Genomic DNA, 7,265 nt, shown 5'->3' on the forward strand with positions numbered 1-7,265 from the left:
AACGTCACCCGAAGCCGCCTCGGGCGCCTCACCCGCCAAGGCTTCCTCACCCAACCCGGACGAGGCCGCTACAAGAAACGGACTTAACGCCCTCTTAGATGCCGGAGACGTCGCCAACACCACACCACTGTTATCAACGAACCCCGAACAATCGCAGGTCAAACGCCCCATCACCACCGCACTCAGCGCCCCGGAAGCACCCGCTCCGTTATCAGAAAACCCCCGATACCCCAGCTCAAGCCAACCCCACCACACCAACTACGAACCCTGAAATCACATACGGCGCCACAGTCCTCTACTACGTCTCCGGGTCCGTGCTGACGGTCACCGTGGTCAGGCTCGTACCGCTGTCGTGACCCGGAATGGCGGCCGAATGCCTCAGCCGAGCTTCTCGACCTGCGCGTCGATTACCGCTGTCGGCAGGTCGAAGTCGGACTCCGCACCCGTCTTGCCGAGGTTGAACGAGAAGAACGTGGCTACCGTTCCGCCCTGACGCACACTCACGAGCTTGAAGGGAGCTGCCGCGTCCCCCTCCCCTATCTGCACCCGCCAGGCAAGGGCCTCCTCGCCGCCCGTCACTTTCTCCTCGGTCACCTTGGTGACCTTCTGCTTCGAGCCCTTCATGGACAGGGTGAACCCACCGGTCGCGCACGCGGCAGCGGAGTCGCGGAGCTCGTCGAGGCTCTTCGTGGCGCCGTCACCGTCGTACGAGGCCAGCGTCACCAGGGACGAGGTCACATCGAGCATGCCGGCGAGCGCGTCCTCGGGGTCGGCGGACGCATCCTTCTGGGGCTCCTCGACGACCTTGCGCCCGGCGTTCCCGACCGGTGTTCCCCGCTTCACCCCGTAGAAGGCGAAGCCGATGGGCTCGCACTCCTTCTTGTCGACGGTGACGTCCTCGGGCTGCGCGATGTCCTCGGGGCCGGTCTTCGTGATCTTGTGGCCCGCGACGTCACCCTGCTCCAGCGACACCTTCTCCAGCTCAGCCGACGTCAACGCCTTGACCGCCGCAGGCTTGGCGGAGGCGTCCCCCTTCCCTCCCGAGGCGCCGCCATCACCCTTGACGTCGGAGTCCGAGCCGCCGCAGGCGGTGGCGAGCAGGGCCAGGGATGCCACAGCGGCAGTGAGGGCGGTACGGCGTACGGCGGTGGCGCGCATGGTTCGTTCGTCTCTCCGTCTGAAGGAGCAACAGCCCCTCCCGGCGCGGCGCGTAATGCAGGGCTGACACGGGAGGACTGTCGCGGTGCGACACACTCTACGATCGGACACCTCTCCGATGATCACCTCGAACGGTCACGGGATGTGATCGTGACTCCGTTGTGATCACCCTGTGAAGCCTGTGCCGTTCGGAAACTCGTCACTGCTGGTCAAGCCGCGTATCTGTACTCGCTGATCACACCGCCGAGCACTTGGGTGCGCAGGAGCCGGTGAGCACTCGGAGCGGTCATGGGCGCCGGGTGCTCGTGGGCGAGGGGCGGGAGTTGCCCCCGGGCCTGGTGCGGGCGATGACCGTTGTAGTGCCGGGCATAGGCATCAAGGACCTGCCCTGCCGAGCATGGGTCTCGTTCCATATCAGCAGGTGGTCGAGGACCTCGCGTCTCAGGGTTCCGATGACTCGTTCACAGTGCGCGTTCATCCGACAAGTCCGCGGTGCGGTCCTCACGACCTCGATGTCGTCGGCTGCGAAGACCGCGTCGAAGGAATCGGTGTACTTCGCGTCCCGGTCGCGGAGCAGGAAGCGCAGCGAGTCGACCCGTGCGCCCAACTCGACGGCGAGGTTTCTCGCCTGCTGCACCGTCCAAGATCTGGTGGGATGGGCGGTCACGCCGGCGATGTGCAGTCGGCGTGTGCCGTGATCGAGGAAGACCAGCGCGTACACGCGGCGCAGGTCGACCAGGTCGATGTGCAGGAAGTCGCAGGCGATGACGCCCTCGGTCTGCGCGGTCAGGAACTCTCGCCACGTCGGGCCGCTGCGGCGTGGGGCTGGATCGATGCCCGCTGCGGTGAGGATCTCCCAGACCGTCGTCGAGCCAACCGGGTGTCCGAGCCGGACGAGCTCCCCTTGGATCCGTCGGCAGCCCCAGCGCGGATTCTCCTTCGCGAGCCGCAACACCAGAGCCTTCACCGCGCTCGCGGTCGACGGTCTCCCGGGCCTGCTCCGGGGCTTGCTGTAGTCCCACTTCTTGGCGATCAGCCTGCGGTGCCACGCGAGCAGCGTCGTGGGCGTCACCGGGAAGACTCGTGCCCACCGGCGCCGGGAAATCAGCGAGGACAGTGCCGCGAACCACAGCCGATCCGCCGGCTCGTACCGCACCGGGCCCGTGAGCTGCCTGCGCAGCACCGCGTTCTCGTGCCGCAGCACAAGCAGTTCCGCATCCTTGGCCGCATCCCCGCGCAGCAGCAGCGCCGGGACTGCAAGCACCTTCCGAGCCACCCGGTACACCAATGAGACGATCACCCAGACAGGGTTCCAGCAGACCCTGACGGCGCGCCAGACCCGCTCCGAGCAGCAGCGATGAGTTTCCGAACGGCACACGGTTGGATGTCAGGCGACGACGACCCGTCCGACAGGTCGAGGCGCGGTGGCAGAGCCCGTTCGAGTCCGCAGACTGTCCGATCAGGAGGGGCAGCGGCTGCAGCAGATCGTGCGCCGGGGTAGCACCAACTCGGTGCGCTATCGGCGCGCGATGGTGCTGCTGGCCTCGGCAGGCGGGAACCGAGTGCCGGTGATCGCCAAGCTGGAGCGTGTACGCGTTACCCATGACTGCGAGAACCTCCGGTGGTGGGATCCGACGCCTGGCGGGGCCGGACGGCCCCCAGCCAATTACTCACAGGGCGGGGAGGTAAGTGTGTGGGGACGCTGCGGCGTATAGGGGGTGTGAAGCAGCTCGAGTTCAAGGAGTTCTACCGAGCCAGCCAGGATGTCTGCCTGCGGGCGGTCCTGGCGAGTGTGGGCGATCGGCAGCTCGCCGAGGATCTGGTCGCCGAGGCGTTCACGCGGGCCTGGGTGTCCTGGCCGAAGGTCAGCCGACACCCGGCACCGCGCGCATGGATCGTGCGCACGGCGCTGAACACCCGGGTGTCGTGGTGGCGGCGGAGACGGAAGGAGGTCGCGCTGGAGGACGGCGCGCCCGATGTGCCCGATCCGCGGGAAGCCGAGCCCGGCCTGGACCCCGGTCTGCTCACCGTGCTGCGTCAACTGCCGCAGCGGCAGCGGGAAGTGATCGCGCTACGGGTCTTCCTCGACCTCGACACCAGGGCCACGGCCAAGGTGCTGGGGATCGCGGAGGGCACCGTCACCGCCCATTTGTCGCGAGCCGTATCGGCGTTGCGCGGCCAACTCGTCACCGCCGATGACGGCACCGCCAACGACCAGGAGGTCGGACCATGAGCGAGCACGAGGTGCTCAACGCACTGAGGGATTCCCTCGACGACATCACCATGTCCACGCCGGTGGAGCGGATCGAGGCGGCCGGCCGCGCCCGTCGCAATCGGCGCCGCCTTGTCGGCACGGCCGGGGTCGCGGCCGCCGCGGCCCTCGCGATCGGGGTGCCCGCGCTGAGCAACCCTTCGACGGCTCCACCGTCGGCCGGCGACAGCGCCGGCGCGGGGTCGGTGCACATCCAGACGGCCGCGTACACCGTCGACACCAAGAAGGACGGCACCGTCGTTGCCACCTGGGACAAGGCCGCGTACTTCAGCGACCACGCGGGTCTGGAGAAGGCGCTGCGCAAGGCCGGGTTCCCAGTCCTGATCAAGGAGGGTGTGTTCTGCAAGGGGCCGCACGACGACGGGAAGCTGAATCCCAGCGGGTCCGGCCCCGGAGTCTCGAACGTGATGAAGGGCGAGAAGAGCCACGACGGCAGGGTGACATTCACCTTCACCCCGGCCGCGATGCCGGCCGGGAAGCAGTTGTTCATCGGCTACCTCAACGCCGCGCAGCTGGCCTCGGTCCATATGAACCCCGGCTCGGTGGAGCGGATCGTCCCGGCGGACGGGCCGCTGACATGCACGACCACGCCGCCGCCTGAGCACCACTACAACTGAGCGGGCGCGGAGGGGGCGCGTGGCCGGCCTCAGCCGCTCAACCGCCGCTGGTGCACCCGCAGTTGCAGTATCGTCGCGTCCAGCGCGGTGTCGGTACGGACAGGGCCCGCGCCCTCGCCACCAGGTTCCGGGACGCCCTCGTCGTCGGCGGCCCGCTTCTTGATCACCTCCCGTCCCCTGGTGTCGCAGCTCAGGTAGTAGGTCTGGACGAGGATCTGCCGCAGGAGCTGTACGGACTCGATCTCACGGATCCATGGGGGTGTGCCGGGTGACCAGGCCGCCCGGCACAACGCCAGCGCGTCCTGGCCGAAGACCTGCGCGAGCCGGTCGCGTTTCGTCTGCGAGGCGGGCATGCGCCAGCCGTCCACCCGCGGCCCGTACCGGTGAGCGAACTCGGCGACATCGACCTGTCCGGCCAGCCACGACGGCGCCGCGACAGCCAGGGCCTCCAGCACCGCCCGCACACTCTCCCCGGCCAGCTCGAGGCGGTTCAAGTCCCGCACCGCACTGATCACATGGGTGGAATCGGTTCGCTGCTTGCCTCCGGCCGCGATCAGTCCTTCCTCCTTGCAGTACTCACGGAGACGGTCGAAGACCACCCGTTCCATGCCGTTGTCGGACAGGCGGGAACGGAACCGGCTCAGCACACTGGCATCGAAGCCGGTGTCCGTGAGCTCCGCCCCGAGCGCGTACTTCCAGTCGATCGCCCGCACCGCCATCGCCGCGGCCTGCCGATCGGTCAGATCCGACCCGTCCCCGTCCATGACGATGATGCCGTGGTCCCCGGCCGCGCCGAGCCGGGCGTCGATGTCGGCCAGCAGCGCCCCGTACACCGACGCGCGCTGGTCGTAGTAGGCCCGGCCCTTCTCGTTGGTGTGCCGCCACACCGCGCCCACTCGCGTGCCGGGCATGGCCGCAATAGCGGCAAGGTTGGCCTGGGCCACCTGGCGCCGGTTCCTCTTCTGGCGGTTCCACGCTCCTCTGGTCGACGGGGTCCCGCGGCCGGGGACTGCGTGGCGTGCAGCTCGTAGTCGGCAGGGATACCGGTGTCCGCGTAAAGCTTCTTGCGGAAGTTGAGCAGCAGGCGCAGAGCTGCGCTCCAATGTGCGAGGTCGATCTCCGGCCAGCCGTAGACGACGTACCCGGTGCTCTCTGCTCCCGAGTCACCGATGTAGAAGATCCTTGCTGTCACCTGCTCAACCTACCGATCGGCCCTGCTGGGGAAGGGAGTTATCCACAGCTATCCAATCGGGTGGGACCGGGGCCGGTGAGCATCGGCTGGTGGACGACTTCCTCGGCCCGACCGCGGCAGTCGACCGGCCTACAGCACGGTGGGCTCTGGGGCGAGCCTGGCGAGGGTCTCGGTAAAAGTCCGGCGGTCGGCGTAGTAGTGGCGAGCGCGTGACCACACGAAGCCGAAGAACTGACGCTGGACCGGGGCGGTCAGCGCGGTCAGCACTCCAGCTTGGTGGCCTCCTCGCGCTCCGACAGCGCCACCATCGGGACCCTCTGCAGAACCGCCCACGTCTGGCGAGCGACGCTACTTCTCGGACACCGTGTCGGCGCAGCTCGGGTTCTGCTCCAGTGCTGCCGTGTCCAGGGCTGCCGTGAGTCGGTTGAGGCGGGCTCGCAGGTTGCTGATCTCATCGAGGTCGAAGCCGGTTGCCGCGGCGATCCGGCGCGGCACGGCCAGCGCCCGCTCGCGCAGTGCCGTGCCCTCGTCCGTGAGGTGGATGTGCACCGACCGCTCGTCCTGGGCACTGCGCTCGCGCCGTACCAGGCCCGCCGCCTCCAACCGCTTCAGTAGCGGTGACAGCGTGCCGGAGTCGAGCCGCAGGTGTTCTCCCAGCGTCTTCACCGGTAGCTCGCCGTGCTCCCAGAGCGCCAGCATCACCAGGTACTGGGGATAGGTGAGCCCGAGGTCCTTGAGGACTACGCGGTAAACGCTGCCGAAGGCGCGTGACGCGGCGTTCAAGGAAAAGCAGATCTGCTGGTCGAGGCGGAGGTAATCGGCCTCGGACGGGGCCTCGCGGCTCGGGCTGGACGTGGAGGTCATGGATCCAGCATAACCCTGCGCACCATTAGGTTGTGCATAATTTAATTGCGTGCTTTCCTTGGATGGAGGCGGCCGGACAGCGCCGCTGGGACATTACTTTCGAGAGGAACCGCTTTCATGGAAGCGCTCTACACCGCCGTCGCCACCGCCACCCACGGCCGCGAGGGCCGCGCCGTCACCCCCGACGGCAAGCTGGATCTGCAGCTGGCCATCCCTGTGGAGATGGGCGGCAGCGGCCAGGGCACGAACCCGGAGCAGCTGTTCGCCGCCGGTTACGCCGCCTGCTTCGCCAGCGCCCTGGGGCTCGTCGGTCGTCAGGCCAAGATCGACGTCAGTGACGCCGCCGTGACCGGTGAGGTCGCAATCGGCAAGCAGGGTGAGGGATTCGGTCTCGCGGTCACGCTGCGCGTGGAGCTGCCCGAGGCCGTCGACGAGGCCACCGGCCGCAAGCTGGTCGAGCAGGCCCACCAAGTCTGCCCCTACTCCAACGCGACCCGCGGCAACATCCCGGTCGAGCTCGTCATCGAGTAGCCCTCCGGGTGGCGATGGGCCGGTGCCTGGGACCAACCCCACTGGGGGCCGGCCTCTCCGTGCGTCTGCTCCACGCCACCCCCTGCGCGATTCGGGGCGGGCTGCGCGTACGGGTTTCAGCGTCACCGATGTGGAGGCGTCGCGAATTTACGGGTTGCTTCCGGGACTTGGGTTCGTTGATGTGATATGGGCCGTTTCGATGAGTTGATCAGTCCGTTGCGGGCGAAGTTCGAGGCGGTGACTCCGCATCTCAACGAGCGGCAGTGCCGTCTGCTGTATGCGGCGGAAGCGCGGCAACTCGGACATGGCGGGATCGCGGCTGTCGCCAGGGCCGCGGGGGTCTCCACGGGGTGCGTCAGTCGGGGCCTGGTCGAGTTGGAGGACGATGCCGAGCCCGATGGCCGGGTACGTCGGCGAGGTGCGGGGCGTCCCGCGCTGGCGGTGAAGGACCCGGGGCTCCGAGCTGCACTGCTGGCGTTGGTCGAGGACAGCACGCAAGGTGACCCGATAGGGCCGTCGACCTGGACCACGAAGTCGCTGCGGCATCTGGCCACCGAGCTCGCCGCCCAGGGCCGCGCGGTGGGTCGGGACGTGATCGCCGCATTGTTGAAGGAGGCGGGCTTCAGCCTGC

The 7,265-nt window shown here is 68.1% G+C and carries 5 protein-coding genes and 4 pseudogenes; 5 read left to right on the forward strand and 4 right to left on the reverse strand.

Annotated elements, in window-relative coordinates; all coding sequences use genetic code 11:
• Window positions 1-378: 378 nt before the first annotated feature.
• Window positions 379-1,158, reverse strand: coding sequence for a hypothetical protein (locus ACIBB8_RS37080; protein WP_398959738.1), 780 nt, complete (start codon window positions 1,156-1,158; stop codon window positions 379-381).
• Window positions 1,159-1,367: 209 nt separating this feature from the next.
• Window positions 1,368-2,458: pseudogene (locus ACIBB8_RS37085) on the reverse strand (integrase core domain-containing protein).
• Between the two features lie 124 nt (window positions 2,459-2,582).
• On the opposite strand from ACIBB8_RS37085, the pseudogene ACIBB8_RS37090 reads away from it, so the two are divergent.
• The 3 genes and pseudogenes from ACIBB8_RS37090 to ACIBB8_RS37100 form a co-directional block, all read left to right on the forward strand.
• Window positions 2,583-2,741, forward strand: a pseudogene (locus tag ACIBB8_RS37090) (IS630 family transposase); the annotation flags it as partial.
• A 137-nt stretch (window positions 2,742-2,878) separates the two neighbouring features.
• A complete protein-coding gene (locus ACIBB8_RS37095) occupies window positions 2,879-3,391 on the forward strand; it encodes a SigE family RNA polymerase sigma factor (protein WP_398959740.1) in 513 nt (170 codons plus the stop codon).
• The gene (locus ACIBB8_RS37100) at window positions 3,388-4,047 is read left to right on the forward strand and encodes a hypothetical protein (protein WP_398959742.1); all 660 of its coding nucleotides are present in this window, start codon (window positions 3,388-3,390) and stop codon (window positions 4,045-4,047) included. The genes ACIBB8_RS37095 and ACIBB8_RS37100 overlap by 4 nt, the downstream gene beginning before the upstream one ends.
• A 619-nt stretch (window positions 4,048-4,666) precedes the next feature.
• On the opposite strand, the pseudogene ACIBB8_RS37105 reads toward ACIBB8_RS37100, so the two are convergent.
• Window positions 4,667-4,790: pseudogene (locus tag ACIBB8_RS37105) on the reverse strand (transposase); the annotation flags it as partial.
• Between the two features lie 797 nt (window positions 4,791-5,587).
• Window positions 5,588-6,103: a MarR family winged helix-turn-helix transcriptional regulator gene (locus tag ACIBB8_RS37110; RefSeq protein WP_398959744.1), complete on the reverse strand. Its 516-nt coding sequence runs from the start codon at window positions 6,101-6,103 to the stop codon at window positions 5,588-5,590.
• A gap of 117 nt (window positions 6,104-6,220) precedes the next feature.
• Between ACIBB8_RS37110 and ACIBB8_RS37115 the strand changes: the two genes are divergently transcribed.
• Together ACIBB8_RS37115 and ACIBB8_RS37120 are read left to right on the forward strand one after the other, a co-directional pair.
• A complete protein-coding gene (locus tag ACIBB8_RS37115) occupies window positions 6,221-6,634 on the forward strand; it encodes an organic hydroperoxide resistance protein (RefSeq protein ID WP_398959746.1) in 414 nt (137 codons plus the stop codon).
• A gap of 186 nt (window positions 6,635-6,820) precedes the next feature.
• Window positions 6,821-7,265: pseudogene (locus tag ACIBB8_RS37120) on the forward strand (ISAzo13 family transposase); the annotation flags it as partial.

This window comes from Streptomyces sp. NPDC051286 (genome assembly GCF_044455345.1).
GTDB lineage: Bacteria > Actinomycetota > Actinomycetes > Streptomycetales > Streptomycetaceae > Streptomyces.

Bases quoted from the DNA above. Each gene is read 5' to 3' on its own strand.
- ACIBB8_RS37080 (WP_398959738.1), bottom strand. From the start codon at position 1,158: ATGCGCGCCACCGCCGTACGCCGTACCGCCCTCACTGCCGCTGTGGCA.
- ACIBB8_RS37110 (WP_398959744.1), bottom strand. From the start codon at position 6,103: ATGACCTCCACGTCCAGCCCGAGCCGCGAGGCCCCGTCCGAGGCCGAT.
- ACIBB8_RS37115 (WP_398959746.1), top strand. From the start codon at position 6,221: ATGGAAGCGCTCTACACCGCCGTCGCCACCGCCACCCACGGCCGCGAG.
- ACIBB8_RS37100 (WP_398959742.1), top strand. From the start codon at position 3,388: ATGAGCGAGCACGAGGTGCTCAACGCACTGAGGGATTCCCTCGACGAC.